The organism is Clostridium sp. CM038, assembly GCF_055081105.1.
This window is the reverse complement of the sequence record NZ_CM143651.1, coordinates 3,231,734-3,253,638: the sequence shown is the minus strand read 5'-3', so window position 1 is coordinate 3,253,638 and position 21,905 is coordinate 3,231,734. Positions and strand designations below refer to the sequence as shown.

The following is a 21,905-nucleotide window of genomic DNA, read 5'->3' as shown; positions in this document are numbered from 1 at the left end:
TAGATGATTTAATAGTATATATGAATCTATGATTATTAGAGGTGAAGGATGATGAGTGAATACAGTTCTAAATTAGAAAGTAATGATATGGATTTCCTTTTTGATGGCATTTTAAGCCTTCAAACAAAGGAAGAATGCTATAGATTTTTTGAAGATTTATGCACTATAAATGAAATTAAAGCATTTGAGCAAAGGATTCAAGTAGCAAGAATGTTAGCAGATAAAAGGACCTATTTGGATATAGCAGGTGTAACAGGGGCAAGTACTGCTACAATAAGTAGAATCGGCAGAGCATTAAATTATGGTAGTGATGGGTATAAACTTATATTAGAGCGTTTGGAATTAGCGAAATAAGTGTATTCATTTTTAACGACATTTTAGATGCGGATAGAGAGGGACGGTTAATATAATATATAAGGAGTGGTTTCATGGATTTGAAAAGTTTGTTAAACAAAGAGCAGTGCGAGGCTGCAATAACAGTTGATGGCCCATTGCTAATATTAGCTGGAGCGGGATCTGGGAAAACTAGGGTTTTGACCTATAGAATTGCGCATATGATTCAGGATTTAGCTATATATCCGTCTCAAATTTTATCCATAACTTTTACTAATAAAGCGGCTGGTGAAATGAAGGACAGAGTGCGTTCTTTAGTAGGCAATATAGCGGATAATATGTGGATTTCTACCTTTCACTCTAGTTGTGTTAGGATTTTAAGGCGAGAGATAGATAGGCTGGGATATAATAAGAATTTCACTATTTATGATAGCTATGATCAAAAAAGTTTGATTAAACAGTGTATGAAGGAACTTCAAATAAATGAAAAAGATCTAACAGATTCAGAAATTTTAGGTAAAATATCGAGTGCTAAAAACGAACTTATTAGTCCACAAAAATTTAAAAAAGAAAATGAAAGCGATTATAGAAAAAACAAAATCGCTGATGTGTATGTTCTTTATCAAAAAAGACTAAAAGGTAACAATGCACTAGATTTTGATGATTTAATTTTTAAAGCAGTTGAACTCTTAAAAAATAATAAGGAAGTTTTGGATTTCTATCATTCAAAATTCAAGTACATTATGGTTGATGAGTATCAAGACACAAATAAAGCACAGTATGAGCTTATAAAGCTTTTAGTAGATGAGCGTGAAAATATATGCGTAGTTGGAGATGATGACCAATGTATTTATGCTTGGAGAGGTGCGGATGTCACCAACATCTTAGATTTTGAAAAAGATTATCCAAAGGCAAAGGTTGTTAAGCTCGAGCAAAATTATAGATCTTGCGGAAATATACTTATGGCAGCTAATGAAGTTATAAGGAATAATTCTCAAAGAAAAGATAAGGCTCTAAGGACTGAAAAAGATTGTGGAGAGAAAATTAATTTATATAGAGCGTTTACAGATAGAGACGAGTCAAATTTTGTAGCAAGTCAAATTAAGAGAATTATGACTGAGGAAAATAGAAGCTATAAGGACTTTGCAATTTTATATAGGATGAATTCTCAATCACGTATTTTTGAGGAGAGTTTCAGAAAAAATTTGATTCCATATAGAATAGTGGGAGGATTAAAATTCTATGATAGAAAAGAAATAAAGGATATAATGGCGTATTTAAAGCTTATTAATAACCCACTTGACGATATCGCTTTAAAAAGAATTATAAATGTGCCTAAAAGAAGTATAGGAGATGCAACTATTCAAAAGATTCAAGAATTTGCAACAGGTATAGATCAATGCTTGTATAGTGCTATTCTAGATGTAGATTTTATACCTACATTGACAACTAGAAATAAAGCATCTATAAATAAGTTTGTAAGTATTATGAATAGCTTTATGGCCAAAAATGAAACAGGAACAGTCTCTGAGTTAATTAAATCTATAATAAGTGATACAGGGTATTTAAAGCAATTAGAACTTTCTAAGGAACCAGAGGATGAGAGCAGGGTAGAGAATATAAAGGAATTAGTATCAGATGCTGTAGAATTTGAAAGAACTTCAGAAGATAAGTCGCTTTTAACATTCTTAGAAGGAGTAAGTTTAGGTTCGAGCACTGATGACCCTGATGAAACAGTAGAGACTGCGGCAATGATGACTGTTCATAGTGCAAAGGGGTTAGAATTTCCAGTAGTATTTATGGTTGGTATGGAAAATGGGATATTCCCCGGCATGTCTTCGCTTAACAACTTTACTGAAATGGAAGAATCAAGGCGCCTGTGCTATGTTGCTATAACAAGGGCGGAGGAGAAGCTCTACATAACATCTGCCGAGAGTAGAATGGTATTTGGAAGAAATGTTGGGTATCAGCCTTCTGATTTTATCAGTGAAATTTCTCCGGATTTAAAAGAAGTTATCGGGGGAGCTAAGAATAGGACTGTGCAGGTATTAAAGAGAAAAAACACTGGAAATTCACAAAATTATAATCCGCATGGACTACTAAGTAAAACTTCGCCTCAAGATTATGCATCAGCTACAGCGAAAGGAAATGATCCAGGGCAGCGAAGTGTCAATAGTGAGAATGCTATGAATAGAGAAGCTACGGTAGGTAGGAAAGTTAGACATACTAAATTTGGAATAGGTACCATAGTGTCAAAATCGAGTTCTGATAATGATACAATGATTTCAATAGCGTTTGATAACATGGGAATAAAAAAGCTGATATTAGATAAAGCGCCTTTAGAAATGTTATAAGGCACATGAAAATAGGGCTAGCATACTGATTTGCTATTTATTTGAATGCGCTAAGGCATTTTGGATAAAATAGCTAGTGAGTGTGCTAGTTATTTTATTTCATATACCTAGCAGATGAACGTTGATTTCGTGGGAAAGGGTGTAGTTTATGAAAATTGGTGTAAAAGATGAAATTGAAGAATTAAAAAAGACAATTAAATATCACAGTGATAGATATTACAACCAAGATAATCCGGAAATATCAGATTATGAATATGATCAATTGATGCTTGCGCTTAAAGCAATAGAGAAAGAATATCCAGAACTTATCACATTAGAGTCCCCGACTCAAAACATAGGTGGGAACGCTAAAAGAAAAGCTGGGGTATTAGTAAAACATAATGTACCAATGCTCAGTTTGCAAGACGTATTTACAAAAGAAGAAGTCTATGCCTATGTAAATAAAATGATTGAAGAACTTAGTGATCCAACATTTGTTGTTGAACTTAAAATTGATGGTTTGTCAATGTCACTACGTTATGTAGAAGGTAAATTAACAGTAGCTGTAACTCGCGGTGATGGAATCATTCAAGGTGAAGATGTCACTGAAAATGCTAAAGTAATTGGGGATGTCGTGCGGAAACTGAAAGAGCAAGTGCCATACCTCGAGATTCGTGGTGAGGTATATATGGCAAGTGCTGCGTTTGATAAGGTTAATGAGGGGCAAGAGCTATTAGGGAAAAAGATATTTGCTAATCCTCGAAACTGTGCTGCTGGTACATTGAGGCAGTTAGATAGTAAAATAACAAAGGAAAGACAATTATCTCTGTTTATTTTTAATATTCAAGACTCCAAAGGAATTGAATTTAAAACACATACCGAAGGCTATGAATGGTTAAAAAAACAGGGTGTAAAAGTTATTGAGAATTATGTGAAATGTAAAACAGCTGATGAAGTGTGGAATACTATCCAGGCTATAGGAGAAGATAGAGGTAATTTAGCATACGATATTGACGGAGTTGTTATAAAAATTGATAACTTGGAAGATAGAAAAAAGCTTGGTAATACTTCAAAAGTTCCCAAATGGGCTATAGCATATAAGTTCCCTCCAGAAGAAAAAGAAACAAAATTGATTGATATTGAACTATCAGTAGGAAGAACCGGAAGAATTACTCCTACAGCAATTTTTGAGCCAATTCGTTTATGCGGAACTTCTGTATCTAGAGCAATTCTTCATAACCAAGATTTTATCAATGATTTAGATATAAGGATTGGAGATATAATTGTTGTATACAAATCAGGAGAGATTATCCCGAAAATTAAGGCTGTAGTCAAAGAAAAACGTTCTGAGAAGTTAAATAGATTCCAAATTCCAGACCGATGCCCGGTATGTGGAACACCTACTGTCCGTGAAAAAGATACGGCTGATATCAAATGTACAAATCCTAACTGTATGGCTCAATTAGAAAGACACATAATTAATTTTGTTGGTCGGAATGCTATGGATATAAAAGGGTTTGGTACGGCTTATATTAAGGAACTTATCCGTTTAGAATATATTAAAGATGTAGCAGATGTATATTCACTGTTTAATTACCGCGCGGAGCTTATAGAGAAAGGTATAATTGGAAAAGAAAAGAATACAGATAAGTTACTAGATGCTATAGACAAATCAAGGGGAAATGAAGCACAAAGATTGCTGACAGGCCTCGGAATTCCTAATATTGGTAAGATAGCAGCGAAATCCATAATGAAGCATTATAAATCTATTGAATGTTTGCAAAATACAACATTGGATGAACTAATAGAGGTTTCTGATATAGGTGAAATAAGTGCTTTGTGTGTACTAAGATTTTTTGAAGATAATAAAAACAGAGAAATAATTGATAGGTTAAAAGAGTATGGCGTAAATATGGCCGTAGAAGACTCAAATCAGGTCGATAATCTATTTAACGGGTTAACATTCGTAGTAACTGGAACCCTTACGTCAATGGGGCGTAGTGATGCCACATTGATAATAGAAAATCATGGAGGAAAAGTATCAGGTTCTGTTTCTAATAAAACCAGTTACGTTTTAGCAGGCGAGAATGCCGGAAGTAAGCTTACCAAAGCTCAAGAGCTTGGAATTACAGTCATATCTGAAGAAGAACTAGTAAATATGTTAAAATAGTGTGGAAAATGTAAGAAAGACGTCAAATGACGTCTTCTTTATGTTGCGCTACTAATATTTATTTTTCACCTGGACTAGAAATATCTTCGACTTTAAAATCATCTTTAGGATATTCCTTGTGTCTCTGTTTTGAAGATGAGCTAGAGGCGTTTTGTAGAAGTTTTTCCAGTAAATAATTTTTATATCTTAACTGATTAAATATTTTAATTAATAAAATAAAGCCCCATATCGATGTAAGCATAAAAATTAACATGGAAAATATAGAAAAAATTCTTATAGTCAGGATTAACATGGAATAGGCCTCCTAAATACTTACATATATAAAATCTGTAAGTACATATTAATATAATAATGTACATTAAGATAAATAACAAGTCAATTTTACACAGTACAATGATTATATGTATTCATTTATATAATATATAGTTAAAATATATTACAGAATTAAGCGCAAAAAAAAGTGTATATTGCGTATAATGCATTGAAACAAGCTTTAGAACTTCTTTTTTTATTTTTAATTAAGATACGTTAAGAAAAACATATGTTTGAGCGACAGCGAATTTATGTTTTTCAGGAATTAATTGAAATAAAATTAGTAGTTCTTAGCGAAGTGAATGTATTAATAGTAATATATACTTTTTTTATTGTATATTTGATTATTTCATATATGAAAAGTTAATACTCTTAATAATACACATATTGGGGGTAATTATGAAAAAGTTATTATGTATAATGTTGATTTTTATGACGATGCTAACCAGTGGATGTATTCAAAAGAAAGTAAAACCAACAACATCTAGAAAATATTTAGTTTATAACTTGGGCGAATTGCCGGCAGACTTGCTTATGACAAATAATGATAGTGTTCGCGAAAAAGACTTGTTATTAGTTTTATTTGAAGGATTAGTAAGAGAAGATAAAGATGGCAAAATTGTACCGGCCATGGCAGAAAAAATTGAGGTTAGTAAGGACAAAATAGGGTATACCTTTAAATTAAGAAAAGATCTACATTATAACGATGGAACGTCTATAAAAGCTGATGATTTTAAAAGGTTCTTTCACAACATTTTATTGGAAAAAGGAAATATTTATGCTAAGCAATTATATTGCATATTTGGGGCTAAGGATTTTAGTGCAGGAAAAGTAGATTTTGAAAATGTTGGTATTGTTGCAAAGGACGATTTAACATTAGAGATAAGGCTAAATAATCCTAATGAGAACTTTATAAATATCCTTAGCAATCCAGTTTTCACTTTAAGGGGAAATAATATGGATACAAGGAACTGGAAAGATAGCTACAGTCAAATTCAATATAGTGGTCCATTTATTATAAAAGAGGTAAACAAAGATGGAGAAATAAAATTAGTAAAGAACGAAAAGTATTGGAGAGCCAATGAAATTGTTAGTAATGAAATGCTATTTACTTCTATAAAGGATGAAGAGAAAGCTTTAGCAAATTTTGAAACTTCGCAGTATAGTGATACCTCAAAAATTGATGTACTTGTAAGTCCACCAATAAGTGAAGTAAGTGCCCTTAGCACGGAAAATAAAACTGAAGTTAAACTATCGCAGAGCATGTATTATATGAATTTCAATCTAAAAACTAAAAATATACTAGAAAAAAGAGATTCAGTAGATATAAATTTTAGAAATGCAATTGGTTCAATTATAGATCGGGAATTAATTATAGAAACCATATCAGAAGATGTAGCGGTTCCAACAATAAATTATACACCTTTTACTAGGTCTAATGACAATAGTGGTAAAGTGATTTTTAATGCATCCCAGAATAAAATTAAAGGCTTAGAATATTTAAAAAAAAGTAGTAATTATGAAGAAAAACAAGAATTAGTTATGGTATATGAAAATAAAAATTTTGATACTAAAATAAGCAAGGAAATAGCTAAAAATATTAAAGAATATTTAGGTATAAAGGTAGTGTGCACTGGATACACAAAAGATGAACTCGAAAAAGTACTTAAAGAGGGAAATTATGATATAGTATTTTCAAAAAATGATGAGGAATATGGAGACATTTATAAATTCTTTACTAAATGGACATCATATTCAAAAGATAATATTTATGGATATAAGAGTTCGGATTATGATAAAACTATAGAAAAAGCATTGATGGAGAAAACCGATAAAAATAAAGTAACAATTTATAATCATGCACAATCTATATTAGCAAAAGACTTACCATGTATACCTATATATATAGGCAATACAGTTATATGTAAAAGAGAAAATGTTAAAGATATTTATTTAACTAAAAGTGGGAATTTAGTGTTTGATTATGCTTATAAAGAGGCTAAGACTGATTCCAAATAAAATTAAGCTTTTTTTCTTATACTATGCTAATAAAAGTATATATTGCGTAGAATGCATTTTAGCCATATATACTTTTTTGTTATAGCATAATATAAGAGAAAATTATTAACTCTTAATATTAGTGAGTGTGGAAAAATATTGTTAAGAAGAATATAAACATATTTTTGCTGCTATCAAAAGATAACTTGCTTTGTTTAAAACTCTCCTTTCGTTTATTGTATACCACATTTTTAATGAATATAGAAGCTAATTCATTGGTTTCAGGTGTGGGGATTTCAGGCATTCTAAAATCATCCTCTTGTATCAAATCCTCTGATTTTAGTGAAAAATCCCTGTAATGTTCAGCGTTATCTAAAGAGGGCGACTCAGGCCAGCTTAAAATTATACCAGAATCCAAAATTTGATGTTTGAAAATATCCTGAAGCATGAAAGAATTGTCTTCAATATTGTTAAAATCAGAATATATGATTTGGCTGTAAATGTATAATAAGAGCTCATCACAAGTATAATTTGTCTCTTTATCAGCACTTTCCTTTAGCAAGATACCCTTATCGGCATCGTATAAGTCTGTAAGCTTTTCATATAAATCGTCACTAGTATCTTTAAATTTAAGAATTAATGTATTATTATACATAAGCGTACAGTTTATAAAAAGCATACAGGAATGATCTAATTTAGCATTAACAATTAAAGATGGCTTAGCATTATATTGATCTATAAGTAAATCTAAAAAATCTAGCAATAGGGTTTCGCATAGTTCTAAGCCAGAGTACTTATAAAAAATATTTAATGCTAAGCATATCTTATTGAGTTCCTCAAAAGAAACATTGTAAATTTCTTCCTTATACTGAGCAAACATATCTAGGATATCTAGAGCAAATTGTTTATATTCATGCTCTTGTTTTACGTTATTATAAGTAGAATATTTGTAGTAAGCAGACATCATAAAGGCTTGATCAGAAAATTTGAATTTATTGTTTTTATCTTCAAAATTAAATTCTTGGTTCAGAGGATTAGTTAAATCTTTTTTGTCAACAAAGAGCCCATCTTTATTTCGAAAATAAGAAGCATAAAATTCTAATTGTTCTTTGCAAAGTTTAAGGTAAATAGAGCTTAGATCATATTTTGTATCATCGACGTCCTTAAAGTTATTATAATAGTCTACGAGTTCCAGTAGTGATAAAGTCATGAATGCATTACTATTAACAGTTATTTCTTTCTTTACTTTGTTCTCATTCCAATTTAACATGCCTTCTTTCGATTTTAATTTAGCATCTGCTTTTTTGTAAACACATAAAAGTGGAGAATTTAAATTAATTGTGTTAATATCAATCTTAGAAAAGGATTTAGATTTTAAATCGCGTGAGGGAATATATATACCACATTTAGAATCGAAAACTATATCCTTTAATGATTCTTTTGATAAGTAGAAAAATTGATTTTTTATGTTAGTTTTGTTTAATGTATTGGTTTTTAAAAAAGGTCCTAGAAAATTCAACATAACACCACCATATAATTAGTACTTATATAGATAATATGATTAGAATTGTTAAAATGTGCTAGATTTATGAAATTAGAAAGGAAGAATTTAAATGAAAGTTGGAAAATTAAATTGGGATGACTTAAAACAAATAATTGACAACAATAAAAGTGTTGTCCGGGGCGATGTAAGAATTAGAAGTGGAATAGGCGAAGACTGCAGTGTAATAAATTTTGGCGAATATGAGTGCGTAGTATCTACAGATCCAATAACCGGAGCTGATAAAAATATGGGCAAATTAGCAGTTCATATAAATTGCAATGATATAGCTTCTTGTGGAGTTGAGCCTGTAGGCATTTTAGTTACAATTCTTGTACCGCCAACAGCGACGATAGAAGATATAAAAAATATTATGAGTGAAATTGATGAAGAGACAAAAAAACTGAATGTGGAGATATTAGGTGGACATACTGAGGTTACAGAAGCTGTAAATAAAATAATAGTTTCATGTACTGCTATAGGAAAAGGGAAAGCACAAGGTGCTGTGGCAACTTCAGGTGCAAAAATCGGAGATGAAATTGTCGTTACCAAACTGCTTTGTATGGAAGGAACTTCAATTATAGTAAATGATCATTTAGACAAGATACAAGGTGTTTTAACTCCTAAAGAAATAGAAGTAGCTAAAGACTATATTAGTGGTATTAGTGTGGTTAATGAAGGACGTATAGCAGGAGAGTTCGGGGTTAATTCTATGCATGATATAACTGAAGGTGGTGTTCTAGGAGCATTATGGGAAGTTGCGGAGGCTAGCAATTTAGGATTTAAGGCGTATAGTGATAAAATGCCAATTAGTGATATTACATATAAAATATGTGAAAGACTTAATATTGACCCTTTGAAATTTATATCTTCGGGAAGCATGCTAATAACGGTGGCATCTGGGAAAGAATTGGTGGATAAATTAAATAGCAATGGAGTACAAGCTACGGTAATAGGAAAAATGACTGCGTCTAGAGGGATATTAGTAAAAGATGAAACTTGCAAAGATGTTTTGCCCCCTACTAGAGATGAGTTATTTAGTATATAATTTTTAAAATAGATTACTTTTAGAGTAGATAATGATTACTAATTATTATCTACCCTAGAGAGTTGTGAGGAGTATACAATGAGAAGATTAATAGTTGCTAGTAATAATGACCATAAAATTAAGGAAATAAAAGAAATATTATCACGGTTTCCTTTTGAAGTACTATCTTTAAAAGAAGCCAATATTAACATTGATGTAGAGGAAACAGGAAGCACTTTCATGGAGAATGCAGATATAAAGGCAAGTGAAATTTTCAAAATAGCCCATGGGAATATGGTACTTGCCGATGATTCGGGATTAGCAGTAGAATCATTAAATGGAGCTCCAGGCATTTTTTCAGCGAGGTTTGCGGGGGAACACGGAAATACTAAAGCGAATAATGAAAAATTATTGCACCTTTTAGATGGCAAAACAGAAGAACAGCGAAAAGCTAAATTCATTTGCGCAATGGTACTTATAATTAATAAAGATGAAATAGTAAAAGTACAAGGAGAGTCAGAGGGGATAATCACAGCGGATTTTAGAGGTGAAGAAGGTTTCGGATATGACCCGCTATTTTTTGTGGAAAAATTCAATAAAACTTTTGCACAGATGGAAAGTAATGAAAAAAATGCTATTAGTCATAGGGGAAGGGCACTAGATAAACTAAAAGGTGAGCTTGAAAAATTAATATATGATGTATAATTATTAGGCATCTCAAAAAAAGTCTAAGATGCATACGTTATATTAATGAAGAGGGTGATTTTAAATGAGAATAGGTGTTATAAGCGATACACATGGCATTATTAGCAGCATAGAACGGCTAGGATGCGAAATAAAGGGATTAGATGTGTTGATTCACTTAGGCGATAATGTAGACGACATATCCATTATAAGAAAGCATTATAATGGAGAAATAATTAATGTTAAAGGCAATTGTGATTTTTCTACAAGTACACCTAATGACAGGGTAAAAGAAATTTGCTTAAAAAAATTTTTTTTAACTCATGGACATAGATATAGTGTAAAAGAGGGTTTGGCTAAATTAAGATATAAGGCTTTAGAAACGGGGGCTGACATAGTCTTGTATGGACATACACATATTGGGAAAATAGATTTTGAAGAAGGAATATGGTATATAAATCCTGGAAGTGCGTCACTACCAAGAGATGGAGCTCGGAGCTTTGCTATTATAAGTATCAACCAGGGATGCATAGAGCCAAATTTGATAAGATTCTAGTTGTTTATAGCTAGGAATTTAAATGTGAACTTCTAAAATTTTAGTTTTTTTAATCAGACTAAAATAAGTTAAAATAAAAAATAACAGGTTGATAGGATTTATTTTAATATTAAAATGAGAAAGTTTGGTAAGTTGTATAATGAAATGACCGAAGAGTAACAAAAAATAAAGACTCAAGAGAAATACTCTTGTATAATGTTAAGTGACTAAACCAACATATACGGGAGGATTTCAAATGAGTCAATTAGATTTTATCACACAGAGCAGAAAAGGTAAACACATAACATACGAGGAACGCATAAAGTTAGAAGCTTTACACAAAATGGGACTTAATTCAACTCGTATTGCGGAGCAAATAGGTGGGCGTTCAGAACGTACAATAAGGCGTGAAATTGCTAAAGGAATTGTAGAACTATTGAATAGTGACTTAACCACTCGAATGGAATATAGCGCAGAAATTGGGCAGTCAGAGCATGACAAACAAGGTGCCGCTAAAGGTCCTGCATTAAAAATAGGAAAAGATCACAAATTGGTGAGGTACTTAGAAAAAGCTATTGGTATAGATGGCGAATCTCCGTATGCAGCTATTCAAAATATCACAAATAAAGATCTACAATTTGAAACAACTATTTGCTTCAAAACTGTGTATAACTATTTGGATAATAATTTGTTTTTAAATATAAGTAACAAAGATCTGCCTGTTAAAAAGAATGCTAAAAAGAGAAACTATAAAAAAATAAGATCAGCGTATAACAATACCAAAGGAACTAGCATATCGGAGAGACCTGCAGCGGTAGCTGCACGTGATGAGATAGGCCATTGGGAAATGGACACTGTAGTTGGCAAACAGGGTACAAAAACTGTCTTAATGGTGTTAAGTGAAAGAGTAACTCGTAAGGAGTTAGTCTTTAAAATACCATCTAAATCACAGGCGGCTGTCGTGAAAGAATTGGACAAATTGGAGCGTAAAATGGGAATGTTATTCTCAAAAACATTTAAAACAATCACCTGTGATAACGGCTGTGAGAACCTTGATTTCGAGGGTATTGAGAACTCAGTAAGAAATAAACGAAAGAGAACTAAAGTGTATTATGCTCACCCATATAGTTCATGGGAGCGAGGCACAAACGAAAATATCAATAAAATGATACGACGATTTATCCCAAAAGGTGTGGATATTTCAGCATTCTCTAAAAAACAAATTATGCAAATACAGCACTGGATCAACAATTATCCAAGAAGGATTTTCAACGGTTTATCTGCCAATATGATGGAACAGAAAACCATTACAACTTAACATTATATTTTTCTTCAAAATTTCGGACATTTTATATTGCAATCTACAAAATGAGAAAGTTTTAAAAAAAGTATTGACGTATTAAAACATATGGTGTAGAATAATCCATGTCGTCAGAAAAAATCATTGAATTTAAATGGTTATGAGGTCAGGATTAATTTAGGACATTAAATGGTTTTAAAGTTTAATGGGTAGCGGGGTGTAGCGCAGCTGGGAGCGCGCGTGGTTTGGGACCATGAGGTCGCAGGTTCAATCCCTGTCACCCCGACCACTATATGCGGGTATAACTCAATGGTAGAGTGTTAGCCTTCCAAGCTAATTACGAGGGTTCGATTCCCTCTACCCGCTCCAAATATATTAATGTTTATTTAAACACTAATATACAAGCATCTTTAGCTCAGTTGGATAGAGCAACGCCCTTCTAAGGCGTGGGCCAGGGGTTCGAATCCCTTAAGATGCACCATACGGTGGACGTAGTTCAGTTGGTAGAGCGCCAGTTTGTGGTACTGGTTGTCGTGGGTTCGAGTCCCATCGTCCACCCCATTTAATGCTGGGGTATCGCCAAGCGGTAAGGCACCACACTTTGACTGTGGCATCCGTAGGTTCAAATCCTGCTATCCCAGCCAATAAGGTTTACTAGCTCAGTTGGTAGAGCACATGACTTTTAATCATGGTGTCCGGGGTTCGATTCCCCGGTAAGCCACCAAAATAGTAATAATATGCAGGTGTGGCGGAATTGGCAGACGCACTAGACTTAGGATCTAGCGCCTTCGGGTGTATGGGTTCAACTCCCTTCACCTGCACCATTACTATTTACAAATGAATTACTATGTATAAAAACAATAATATGCGGGGGTGGCTCAGTGGTAGAGCGTCACCTTGCCAAGGTGAACGTCGCGAGTTCGAATCTCGTCTCCCGCTCCAAATATGTTTATACATATTAGTTTAAGTATACAAGCATCTTTAGCTCAGTTGGATAGAGCAACGCCCTTCTAAGGCGTGGGCCGGGGGTTCGAATCCCTTAAGATGCACCAATATGCGTCATTAGCTCAGTTGGTAGAGCACCTGACTCTTAATCAGGGTGTCCGGGGTTCAAGCCCCCGATGTCGCACCATTTTTTAATATATGCCGGGGTGTAGCGCAGCTGGGAGCGCGCGTGGTTTGGGACCATGAGGTCGCAGGTTCAATCCCTGTCACCCCGACCATTAAAATATAATATGCGGGTATAACTCAATGGTAGAGTGTTAGCCTTCCAAGCTAATTACGAGGGTTCGATTCCCTCTACCCGCTCCAAATATGTTAACGTTCAACTGAGCATTAACATATAAGCGTTTTTAGCTCAGTTGGATAGAGCAACGCCCTTCTAAGGCGTGGGCCAGGGGTTCGAATCCCTTAAGACGCACCATACGGTGGACGTAGTTCAGTTGGTAGAGCGCCAGTTTGTGGTACTGGTTGTCGTGGGTTCGAGTCCCATCGTCCACCCCATTTAAAAATAAAATTACAAATAAAGGGTATTGTATTAGAAAATAATATAACCTTAATAAATTTAAAATTCCCAATACGGTGGACGTAGTTCAGTTGGTAGAGCGCCAGTTTGTGGTACTGGTTGTCGTGGGTTCGAGTCCCATCGTCCACCCCATTTAAAATTGGGATGCCTTTCAAAACCGTAAGGCATCGGACTCTTTACTTAGATGTATAGGTTTGAATTTAACTAATAAGGTTTACTAGCTCAGTTGGTAGAGCACATGACTTTTAATCATGGTGTCCGGGGTTCGATTCCCCGGTAAGCCACCAAAATAGTAATAATATGCAGGTGTGGCGGAATTGGCAGACGCACTAGACTTAGGATCTAGCGCCTTCGGGTGTATGGGTTCAACTCCCTTCACCTGCACCAAATACTATTTATAAAAACAACAATATGCGGGGGTGGCTCAGTGGTAGAGCGTCACCTTGCCAAGGTGAACGTCGCGAGTTCGAATCTCGTCTCCCGCTCCAAACATGCGGGTATAACTCAATGGTAGAGTGTTAGCCTTCCAAGCTAATTACGAGGGTTCGATTCCCTCTACCCGCTCCAATAAAAGTCTTTAGTATTTATACTAAAGACTTTTTAAAAATTATTTTATTATGCGCCCATAGCTCAGTTGGATAGAGTGGCAGACTTCGAATCTGAAGGCCGTGGGTTCGACTCCCTCTGGGCGCACCACCAAAGCCTTGCAAACACTAAGTTTGTAAGGCTTTTACTTTTGCCCTCTTTTGGCCCTTATAAAATTTTATGAAAAAATGAGGGTTATTTTGACCCCATATAATTATACAAGTCATTAAGTTTTGTATCAGCCTTCGCCTTCATAATCTCAAGTACATGAGTATAGGTGTTTAAGGTAATAGAAATATTACTATGGTCTAGATGACTTTGTACTATTTTGGGCTCTTCTTTAGCTCAAATAGGAGAGTAGCATAGGTATGACTTAAATCGTCAGGTATTAATATAATAAAGATTAAATAGCTATAGTTGTAATTATACTTATTAAAGAAAATAATACAAATGTATTGACAATTTAATAATACGTTTGTATTATTAAATTAAAGGAGGCTTTAATGATGAATTTAAAAAAACTTCCACAAACAGAATTGGAAGTTATGAATTTAATTTGGAGTAATGAAGAAACTTTATCAACAAACCAGGTTGCTGAGATAATCACTCTTCAAAAGGGATGGAAAGCTGGAACAACAGCTACACTTCTAAAACGTTTAATAAAAAAGGATTTTCTTTCAGCAGAAAAACGAGGAAAGCAGTTTTACTATTTTCCAAAGGTAGAAGAAAAAGAATATAAGTCTTTAGAAACAAAGGAATTCCTTAAAAATATTCATGGTAATTCTTTAACTAGCCTTGTATCAATGTTACATGATACTAAGGACATATTATCAGACGAGGATTTAGAAAAACTAGATAGAATGATAAAAAATAGGTGATAATATGCTAAAAACATTGTTTGAAAACATTATAGAAGCCTCATTAATAGGAACCTTTTGGATTTTATTGCTATTAATATTTAGAAAAAAGGTACTTAGTAAATATAGTGCAAATTTCAATTACTATATTTGTATAGTTATAATTTTAAAAATGGTTCTGCCCCTTAAAATTTCAATATATGTTCCTAAGAATGTGTTAATGGTAAAAGATAATGTAATTCCTAGTGGTATCTATGATAACATGGCTAAAATTAGTCATGTTATAAGTATAATTCCATATCTTTATTTCATAACATCTACAATAATATTTTTATTTATTATTTTATGTAACAAAAAATTTAATAGCAGTATTAAAAAGACTTCAAGAAATATATACAATGTAAAAATCATGAGAATATATAGCAAATCGAAAAAAGAAATGGGTATCAAAAGAAATATTCCTCTTAAATTTTGCAGTAGTATTTCAACACCATTTATTATAGGTATAGTAAAACCAACAATTATATTACCAGAAAGAACATATGAAGATGAAGATTTAAAATGGATAATAAAACATGAATTGATTCATTTTAAAAGAAAAGATTGGATATATAAACTTCTAAGCATTTTAGTTATATCATTACATTTCTTTAATCCTTTAATTTATAAGTTAAAAAGTATTTTAAATGAAGATTGTGAATTATCCTGTGATGAAAAGCTCTTAAAATCACTAGGAATAGATGAAAGAAAAAATTATGCCTTAACACTTATAAACTCAATGAAATTTAATAATCAGTTTAAATTATCAAATAGCTTAATATCACCCTTTAATGATGATAAAAATATAATGAATAGGAGAATTGAGAGTATGTTAAATTTGAAATCAAAGAAAAAAGGAATAATCACAGGAGCATTACTACTTGTAATATCAGGAGCATCACTATTTTCAGTAAATGTATTTGCGGATACTCCAGAAGAGCATATTAATGATGATATGAATAAGGTTAAACAGGAATTGCAGAATAATTTAGAGCAAGGAGCCAAAGAGGGGGATTTGAAGATTTTAAATAAAGATGGTACAAAAGTTTATTATAAAACTATTCAAGCATCATCAGAGATATCGCCTGAAGCATATAAATAACTACATAAAAAAAGGTCATTGAAATGAGGCAACTGAAAAAGTCTTGATATTTAAAATTTAACTTATTAAAAAAGTTAAAACTAGAAATTTATGAGCTATGGTTTTGTGGTAAATTATGTTGACAGGGATTAAAATGTATAGTATTATAGGTAAAAGAATAAAGAACCTTTAATTTTGCCCGAGAGGCTGAGAAGGAAGTAGATGTTTTACAGCGATATTACTACGCCTTCTCATAAAAGAGAGGGCGTTTTTTGTTTAGAAGTAAATGTAATATTAAAAGTACTTATAGTACCTTTAAATTTAGCTCAGAGAGGCTGAGAAGGAGTGGATGTAATATGCTAAAAGGAAGACACTTAATTGAACCAATGGATTTTACGATATTAGAGCTTGAGGAGATTTTTGATTATGCAGATGAAATAATTAAAAAACCTGAAAATTTTTCTCATATCTGTGATGGGAAAGTTTTGGCAACATTATTTTATGAACCAAGCACACGAACAAGATTAAGCTTTGAAGCGGCAATGTTAAGACTTGGAGGTCAGGTTTTAGGTTTTTCAGAGGCGAAATCAAGTTCGGCAGCAAAAGGGGAAAGTGTAGCAGATACTATAAGGACAGTAGAATGTTATGCAGATATTGCAGCCATGAGACATCCCAAAGAAGGAGCTCCTAAAGTTGCATCTATGCACTCTCAAATGCCAGTAATAAATGCCGGTGATGGTGGGCATCAACATCCAACTCAAACATTAACAGATCTTTTAACCATAAGAAATATTAAAGGGTCATTATCAAACTTAACCATAGGAATTTGTGGTGATTTAAAGTTTGGTAGAACAGTTCACTCATTAATAAAAGCCATGTCAAGATATGAAAACATTAAATTTATACTAATTTCACCAAATGAATTAACAATTCCTAAATACATTAAATCGGAAGTATTGGAAAAAAATAATATGGAGTTCCTTGAAGTTGAAAAATTAGAGGATGTTATTGGAGATTTAGATATTTTATATATGACTAGAGTTCAAAAAGAAAGATTTTTTAATGAGGAAGATTATATAAGACTTAAAGATATTTATATACTGGATAAAGAAAAAATGCTAAAAGCTAAGAAAGAGATGATAATTCTTCATCCACTACCTAGAGTTAATGAAATAGCTGTGGAAATCGACGCTGATCCAAGGGCATGTTACTTTAGACAAGCAAAATATGGTATGTATGCAAGAATGGCACTTATTGCTAAACTTTTGGGGGTGGATAAGTAATGGTAACAATAAATAGCATAAAAAGAGGAATAGTAATAGATCATATTAAAGCGGGTGTAGGACTCAAAATATTCAACTATTTAGGTCTTGATAATGCTGAATTTACAGTTGCGCTTATTATGAATGCACATAGCGGGAAGCTCGGAAAAAAGGATATAATTAAAATAGAAAACGAGATTGATATAGATTTTACAGTGTTGGGGTTTATAGACCCTAACATAACAATAAATATAATAACTGGAGAAAAAATTGAAAATAAAGTTAAACTAAAGCTGCCAGATAAAATTGATAATGTTATAAGATGCAATAATCCAAGATGCATAACATCTGTAGAGCAAGAAATTTTGAATAGTTTCTACTTAGCAAATAGTGAAAAGGGCGAGTATAGATGTATATATTGTGATGAGATTAATAACCATACTACTGTATCGTAATAAAACACATAATTATTAATATAAAGTGTACGGTTTAAATTGTGACTTAGACCGTACAAAAAAAATCGTAATACAGTGTGAAGGGATGGTAGAACTATGGAATTGTTAATAAAGAACGCAAGGGTAGTTGATTCATCACAGGATTTTATTGGCGATGTTTATATAAATAAAGGAACAATATATGAAATAGGAAAAAAACTAGAAAAAGACTGTGAGGTAATAAATGGAGAGGGATATATTTTAGCCCCTTCTTTTATAGATCTTCACAGTCATTTTAGAGAACCGGGGTATACATATAAAGAAGATATACTATCGGGAAGCCAGGCCGCAGTGCGGGGTGGATATACTGCGGTAAACCTTATGGCAAATACAAAACCAGTATGTAGCTCAATGGATACAATAGATAAGGTGCTCAAAAAATCTAGGGAAATAAATCTCTTGGACATTCATCAATGTGCATCTATTACAGAGGATCTATTGGGGAAATCTATAGATCACCTAGGTCAGTTAACCAATTCAGTAAGATTTATATCGGATGATGGTAAAGGGGTTTATGATAGTCGTATAATGCTTGAGGCAATGGTTAAAGCTAAAGAAAAGGATTTAACAGTAATATCTCATGCTGAAAATGAAGAGTTAGTAGAAGTTGATACAAGGCTTGCTGAAAATATGATGACATGGAGAGATATAGCCCTTTCAAAATTCACAGGTTGTAAACTTCACTTAGCTCATGTTAGTACAAAAGAAGCTATGCAAGATATTATAAAAGGAAAACAGCAGGGGGGACGAATAACCTGTGAAGTTACGCCGCATCATCTAGCATTAACAGAAGAAACAAACTATAGGGTAAATCCACCTATGAGGAAAGTTGAGGATGTAAGCTTCTTAATACAAGCTATAAAAGATGGCTTTGTGGATGTTATAGCTACTGACCATGCGCCACATAGTGTTGAGGATAAAATAAAGGGCGCTCCTGGTATATCAGGACTAGAAAGTTCATTTCCTGTATGCTACACTAAATTGGTAGGAGAAGGTCATATTACTTTAAATAAACTTTCTGAATTGATGTCAAAAAACCCAGCTAAAATTATGGGATTTAACAAGGGCGAAATAAAAATAGGTTATGATGGAGACTTGGTACTGTTAGATACTAAATCTAAATATAACATTGATCCTTCGCAGTTTTTATCTAAAGGACACAATTCCTCATTTGAGGGTAAGGCTGTAGTAGGTAGGGTAATGTGTACTATTAAGGCAGGGAGAATAATTTATAAAGATAAGTAGAAACAAACAAAGTGTTGATTTGTAAATAAAATGGTAAAGGCGGAATAATCTTTGATTATAGATAAATTATTTAAAAGTGTAGAAAAAAACGGTCATGTATGCGTTGGGCTTGATACGGATTTAGAATATTTACCAGTAGAGTTTAGGAATAAGTTTATGCATGAGGAGCACGCGTTATACAGATTTAATCAAATGATAATTGATGCTACTTTTGATGTATCAGCTTGCTATAAGGTGCAAATAGCATATTATGAAGCTCTTGGATTAAAAGGTTTAAAAGTATACAAAGACACCTTGAGTTATATAAAAAGCAAAGGTGGCATAGTGATTGCAGATATTAAAAGAGGAGACATTGCAAAAACTGCACAAATGTATGCTAAAGCTCATTTTGAAGGGGATTTTGAAAGTGACTTTATAACTATAAATCCGTACATGGGGATGGATAGTATTGAACCATATCTTCCTTATTTAAAAAATAAGGAAAAGGGATTATTCTCACTAGTAAGAACCTCCAATAAAGGAGCAGAAGATATAGAGTACATAGAGAATAAAGAAAATAAAAAGGTTTATGATATTGTGGGGGAAAAGTTATTAAAAATCGGAAGTGAATTTATTGGAGAGTGTGGATATAGCTCCATAGGTGGAGTAGTTGGGTGCACGCATATAGATGAAGGATTAAAGATGAGAAATGATCTTCAAAAAATGTTTTTCTTAATACCGGGGTATGGAGCACAAGGTGGAGCAGCGAAAGATGTAGCCATATATTTGAAAAATGGGAATGGTGGAGTAGTAAATGCATCTAGAAGTATTTTGCTTGCATACAAGAAAGCAGATAATGGTCAAATTCGTTTTGAACAGTGTGCTCGCGAAGAAGCTATAAAAATGAGAGACGAAATAAGAAAAGCCGCAAACAAAAAATAAGATATATTCTTTATTAAAATGCTGGAGGGGTTTATTTGATATGTTCAGTAGAAAAGACATATGAAAATGTTGAAATAAGTGATGGCGTGTATAAGCTTTCTATAAAGGGCAAGTTTAACGTAAAACCAGGACAATTTTTTATGTTAAAGGTAAAAGAAATGGAGCCATTATTACCAAGACCTATAAGTGTGTATGATGTGGATGATGAGAAAATAAGCTTTTTATACCAAATAGTAGGTCAAGGTACAAAATATCTTAGTAAACTCTGCGCAAATGATGAACTTCAGATAATGGGGCCACTCGGAAATGGATTTGATGTGGAAAAAATAAAAGGGAAAATTGCTGTTGTATCTGGAGGAATTGGAATAGCGCCACTTGTTTATCTGATCAAAAAACTTAGGTCGTGTGAAATAGATTTGTATGCAGGGTTTAGGACTGTGGATTATTCTGTGGATTCTGTGGAAAAATATGTAAATAAAATTAACTTATCCACAGAAAGTGGTAAAATTGGTCATAAGGGATACGTAACAGACATAATAAATGTAAAAGAATATGAAACTGTTATTTGCTGTGGACCAGAAATTATGATGAAAAAGGTTGTAAATATGTGTTGTGACGCAAAAGTGCCAGTATATGTGTCTATGGAAAACCATATGGCTTGCGGAATAGGTGCATGTCTTGTATGTACTTGTAAAACCGTGGGTGGAAATAAGAGAACCTGCAAGGATGGTCCAGTCTTTGAAGGAAAGGATTTGATTTTTAATGACTAAAGTAGAATTATGCGGTGTGCATTTAAAAAATCCAGTCATAGCTGCATCTGGAACTTTTGGATTTGGCGAGGAGTATAGTAAGTATTACGATATTGGAAGACTTGGCGGCATATCAAGTAAAGGTCTTACGATAAATGAAAAGCAAGGTAATGATGGAATACGAATTTATGAAACCCGTGGGGGAATGCTAAATAGTGTAGGACTTCAAAATCCAGGTATTGAAAATTTTATAAATACACAACTTCCGCAAATGCAACAATATAACACAGCTATAATTGCAAATGTTGGTGGAGGTAGTATAGAAGAATACATAATGGCAATAGGAAAATTAAATAATGAGGCTATAGATATAGTCGAATTAAACATATCCTGCCCTAATGTAAAATGTGGGGGTATGGCTTTTGGAATTAAATCAAAGGTAGCATATGAAGCAGTGAAAGAAATTAAGAGTATTTGCAAGAAACCTCTTATGGTTAAACTTTCACCGAATGCAGAGGACATAGTAGATATGGCATATAAATGCTGTGAAGCTGGAGCAGATGCATTATCTTTAGTAAATACGTTTAAAGGTATGGCAGTTGATATACATAAACGAAAAGCGATTTTTAATAATATATATGCAGGGGTATCAGGACCAGCTATAAAACCTATGGCACTCAGAATGGTACATGAAGTATGTAAAGCTGTAAATATACCAGTTGTAGGTATGGGTGGTATAACTAGCTTTGAGGATGCTATAGAATTTATAATGGTGGGAGCAGAGGCGGTTCAAGTTGGAACTGCCAATTTCATAAAACCGGATATTTGCAATGATATAATCGACGGAATTGAGAAGTATATGATAAAAGAAGGTATTAAAGATCTAAGTGAAATTAGAGGGATTATATAGGAGGA

General features: G+C 33.0%; 18 protein-coding genes and 20 tRNA genes. 36 read left to right on the top strand and 2 right to left on the bottom strand.

The window, feature by feature from the left end:
* Window positions 1-51 precede the first annotated feature (51 nt).
* From ACWJKS_RS14995 to ligA, 3 genes are all read left to right on the top strand, one after another.
* Window positions 52-354 (top strand): YerC/YecD family TrpR-related protein, encoded by a 303-nt coding sequence (locus ACWJKS_RS14995; protein WP_216301902.1) that lies wholly within the window; start codon window positions 52-54, stop codon window positions 352-354.
* 74 nt (window positions 355-428) lie between these two features.
* Complete coding sequence (pcrA, locus tag ACWJKS_RS14990; protein WP_462959878.1) at window positions 429-2,687, top strand: DNA helicase PcrA; 2,259 nt, start codon at window positions 429-431, stop codon at window positions 2,685-2,687.
* Window positions 2,688-2,841: 154 nt separating this feature from the next.
* Window positions 2,842-4,836, top strand: coding sequence for an NAD-dependent DNA ligase LigA (gene ligA, locus ACWJKS_RS14985; protein WP_462954360.1), 1,995 nt, complete (start codon window positions 2,842-2,844; stop codon window positions 4,834-4,836).
* Window positions 4,837-4,894: 58 nt separating this feature from the next.
* On the opposite strand, the gene ACWJKS_RS14980 is transcribed toward ligA, so the two are convergent.
* Entirely contained in the window at window positions 4,895-5,128 is a 234-nt protein-coding gene (locus ACWJKS_RS14980) for a hypothetical protein (RefSeq protein WP_220286093.1), read from the bottom strand.
* Between the two features lie 419 nt (window positions 5,129-5,547).
* On the opposite strand from ACWJKS_RS14980, the gene ACWJKS_RS14975 reads away from it, so the two are divergent.
* On the top strand, window positions 5,548-7,167 hold the full coding sequence (locus ACWJKS_RS14975) for a peptide ABC transporter substrate-binding protein (protein ID WP_462959877.1): 1,620 nt from the start codon (window positions 5,548-5,550) through the stop codon (window positions 7,165-7,167).
* Between the two features lie 118 nt (window positions 7,168-7,285).
* Here the strand turns inward: ACWJKS_RS14975 and ACWJKS_RS14970 are convergent, their stop codons facing one another.
* On the bottom strand, window positions 7,286-8,668 hold the full coding sequence (locus ACWJKS_RS14970) for a hypothetical protein (RefSeq protein ID WP_462959876.1): 1,383 nt from the start codon (window positions 8,666-8,668) through the stop codon (window positions 7,286-7,288).
* Window positions 8,669-8,759: 91 nt separating this feature from the next.
* Between ACWJKS_RS14970 and ACWJKS_RS14965 the strand changes: the two genes are divergently transcribed.
* The 32 genes from ACWJKS_RS14965 to ACWJKS_RS14810 all read left to right on the top strand — a co-directional run bounded on the left by ACWJKS_RS14965 (window position 8,760) and on the right by ACWJKS_RS14810 (window position 21,900).
* Window positions 8,760-9,734 carry an AIR synthase family protein gene (locus ACWJKS_RS14965; RefSeq protein WP_462959875.1) on the top strand — a complete coding sequence of 325 codons (975 nt, stop codon included), beginning with the start codon at window positions 8,760-8,762 and terminating at the stop codon, window positions 9,732-9,734.
* 78 nt (window positions 9,735-9,812) lie between these two features.
* Window positions 9,813-10,418 (top strand): XTP/dITP diphosphatase, encoded by a 606-nt coding sequence (locus ACWJKS_RS14960; protein ID WP_220286090.1) that lies wholly within the window; start codon window positions 9,813-9,815, stop codon window positions 10,416-10,418.
* 64 nt (window positions 10,419-10,482) lie between these two features.
* Window positions 10,483-10,953, top strand: coding sequence for a metallophosphoesterase (locus tag ACWJKS_RS14955; protein WP_462959874.1), 471 nt, complete (start codon window positions 10,483-10,485; stop codon window positions 10,951-10,953).
* A 235-nt stretch (window positions 10,954-11,188) separates the two neighbouring features.
* Window positions 11,189-12,250, top strand: a complete 1,062-nt coding sequence (locus ACWJKS_RS14950; protein ID WP_462959495.1) for an IS30 family transposase — start codon at window positions 11,189-11,191, stop codon at window positions 12,248-12,250.
* Between the two features lie 195 nt (window positions 12,251-12,445).
* Window positions 12,446-12,521: transfer RNA gene (locus ACWJKS_RS14945), tRNA-Pro, on the top strand.
* Between the two features lie 6 nt (window positions 12,522-12,527).
* A tRNA-Gly gene (locus ACWJKS_RS14940) sits at window positions 12,528-12,601 on the top strand.
* A 35-nt stretch (window positions 12,602-12,636) separates the two neighbouring features.
* A tRNA-Arg gene (locus ACWJKS_RS14935) sits at window positions 12,637-12,713 on the top strand.
* Between the two features lie 4 nt (window positions 12,714-12,717).
* Window positions 12,718-12,793 (top strand) — tRNA-His (locus tag ACWJKS_RS14930).
* Between the two features lie 8 nt (window positions 12,794-12,801).
* Window positions 12,802-12,876, top strand: a tRNA-Gln gene (locus ACWJKS_RS14925).
* A gap of 4 nt (window positions 12,877-12,880) precedes the next feature.
* A tRNA-Lys gene (locus ACWJKS_RS14920) sits at window positions 12,881-12,956 on the top strand.
* A 15-nt stretch (window positions 12,957-12,971) separates the two neighbouring features.
* Window positions 12,972-13,056, top strand: a tRNA-Leu gene (locus tag ACWJKS_RS14915).
* A 43-nt stretch (window positions 13,057-13,099) separates the two neighbouring features.
* Window positions 13,100-13,174, top strand: a tRNA-Gly gene (locus tag ACWJKS_RS14910).
* 33 nt (window positions 13,175-13,207) lie between these two features.
* Window positions 13,208-13,284 (top strand) — tRNA-Arg (locus tag ACWJKS_RS14905).
* Between the two features lie 4 nt (window positions 13,285-13,288).
* Window positions 13,289-13,364 (top strand) — tRNA-Lys (locus tag ACWJKS_RS14900).
* A gap of 15 nt (window positions 13,365-13,379) precedes the next feature.
* Window positions 13,380-13,455, top strand: a tRNA-Pro gene (locus ACWJKS_RS14895).
* A 14-nt stretch (window positions 13,456-13,469) separates the two neighbouring features.
* A tRNA-Gly gene (locus ACWJKS_RS14890) sits at window positions 13,470-13,543 on the top strand.
* 35 nt (window positions 13,544-13,578) lie between these two features.
* Window positions 13,579-13,655, top strand: a tRNA-Arg gene (locus ACWJKS_RS14885).
* A 4-nt stretch (window positions 13,656-13,659) separates the two neighbouring features.
* Window positions 13,660-13,735 (top strand) — tRNA-His (locus ACWJKS_RS14880).
* Between the two features lie 78 nt (window positions 13,736-13,813).
* A tRNA-His gene (locus ACWJKS_RS14875) sits at window positions 13,814-13,889 on the top strand.
* 79 nt (window positions 13,890-13,968) lie between these two features.
* Window positions 13,969-14,044: transfer RNA gene (locus tag ACWJKS_RS14870), tRNA-Lys, on the top strand.
* Between the two features lie 15 nt (window positions 14,045-14,059).
* A tRNA-Leu gene (locus ACWJKS_RS14865) sits at window positions 14,060-14,144 on the top strand.
* A 26-nt stretch (window positions 14,145-14,170) separates the two neighbouring features.
* Window positions 14,171-14,245: transfer RNA gene (locus ACWJKS_RS14860), tRNA-Gly, on the top strand.
* Window positions 14,246-14,250: 5 nt separating this feature from the next.
* Window positions 14,251-14,324: transfer RNA gene (locus ACWJKS_RS14855), tRNA-Gly, on the top strand.
* Window positions 14,325-14,376: 52 nt separating this feature from the next.
* Window positions 14,377-14,453: transfer RNA gene (locus tag ACWJKS_RS14850), tRNA-Arg, on the top strand.
* A 392-nt stretch (window positions 14,454-14,845) separates the two neighbouring features.
* On the top strand, window positions 14,846-15,220 hold the full coding sequence (locus ACWJKS_RS14845; protein WP_462959873.1) for a BlaI/MecI/CopY family transcriptional regulator: 375 nt from the start codon (window positions 14,846-14,848) through the stop codon (window positions 15,218-15,220).
* A 4-nt stretch (window positions 15,221-15,224) separates the two neighbouring features.
* Window positions 15,225-16,340: a M56 family metallopeptidase gene (locus tag ACWJKS_RS14840; protein WP_220319589.1), complete on the top strand. Its 1,116-nt coding sequence runs from the start codon at window positions 15,225-15,227 to the stop codon at window positions 16,338-16,340.
* A gap of 335 nt (window positions 16,341-16,675) precedes the next feature.
* Window positions 16,676-17,602, top strand: coding sequence for an aspartate carbamoyltransferase (gene pyrB / locus ACWJKS_RS14835; protein ID WP_462959872.1), 927 nt, complete (start codon window positions 16,676-16,678; stop codon window positions 17,600-17,602).
* The gene (locus ACWJKS_RS14830; protein WP_462955235.1) at window positions 17,602-18,036 is read left to right on the top strand and encodes an aspartate carbamoyltransferase regulatory subunit; all 435 of its coding nucleotides are present in this window, start codon (window positions 17,602-17,604) and stop codon (window positions 18,034-18,036) included. Before pyrB ends, ACWJKS_RS14830 begins: the two co-directional genes overlap by 1 nt.
* 96 nt (window positions 18,037-18,132) lie before the next feature.
* Complete coding sequence (locus tag ACWJKS_RS14825; RefSeq protein ID WP_462959871.1) at window positions 18,133-19,320, top strand: dihydroorotase; 1,188 nt, start codon at window positions 18,133-18,135, stop codon at window positions 19,318-19,320.
* A gap of 51 nt (window positions 19,321-19,371) precedes the next feature.
* Window positions 19,372-20,241 carry an orotidine-5'-phosphate decarboxylase gene (gene pyrF / locus ACWJKS_RS14820; RefSeq protein WP_216301910.1) on the top strand — a complete coding sequence of 290 codons (870 nt, stop codon included), beginning with the start codon at window positions 19,372-19,374 and terminating at the stop codon, window positions 20,239-20,241.
* Window positions 20,242-20,276: 35 nt separating this feature from the next.
* The gene (locus ACWJKS_RS14815) at window positions 20,277-21,011 is read left to right on the top strand and encodes a dihydroorotate dehydrogenase electron transfer subunit (RefSeq protein WP_462959870.1); all 735 of its coding nucleotides are present in this window, start codon (window positions 20,277-20,279) and stop codon (window positions 21,009-21,011) included.
* Window positions 21,004-21,900 carry a dihydroorotate dehydrogenase gene (locus ACWJKS_RS14810; protein ID WP_462959869.1) on the top strand — a complete coding sequence of 299 codons (897 nt, stop codon included), beginning with the start codon at window positions 21,004-21,006 and terminating at the stop codon, window positions 21,898-21,900. The genes ACWJKS_RS14815 and ACWJKS_RS14810 overlap by 8 nt, the downstream gene beginning before the upstream one ends.
* Window positions 21,901-21,905 lie beyond the last annotated feature (5 nt).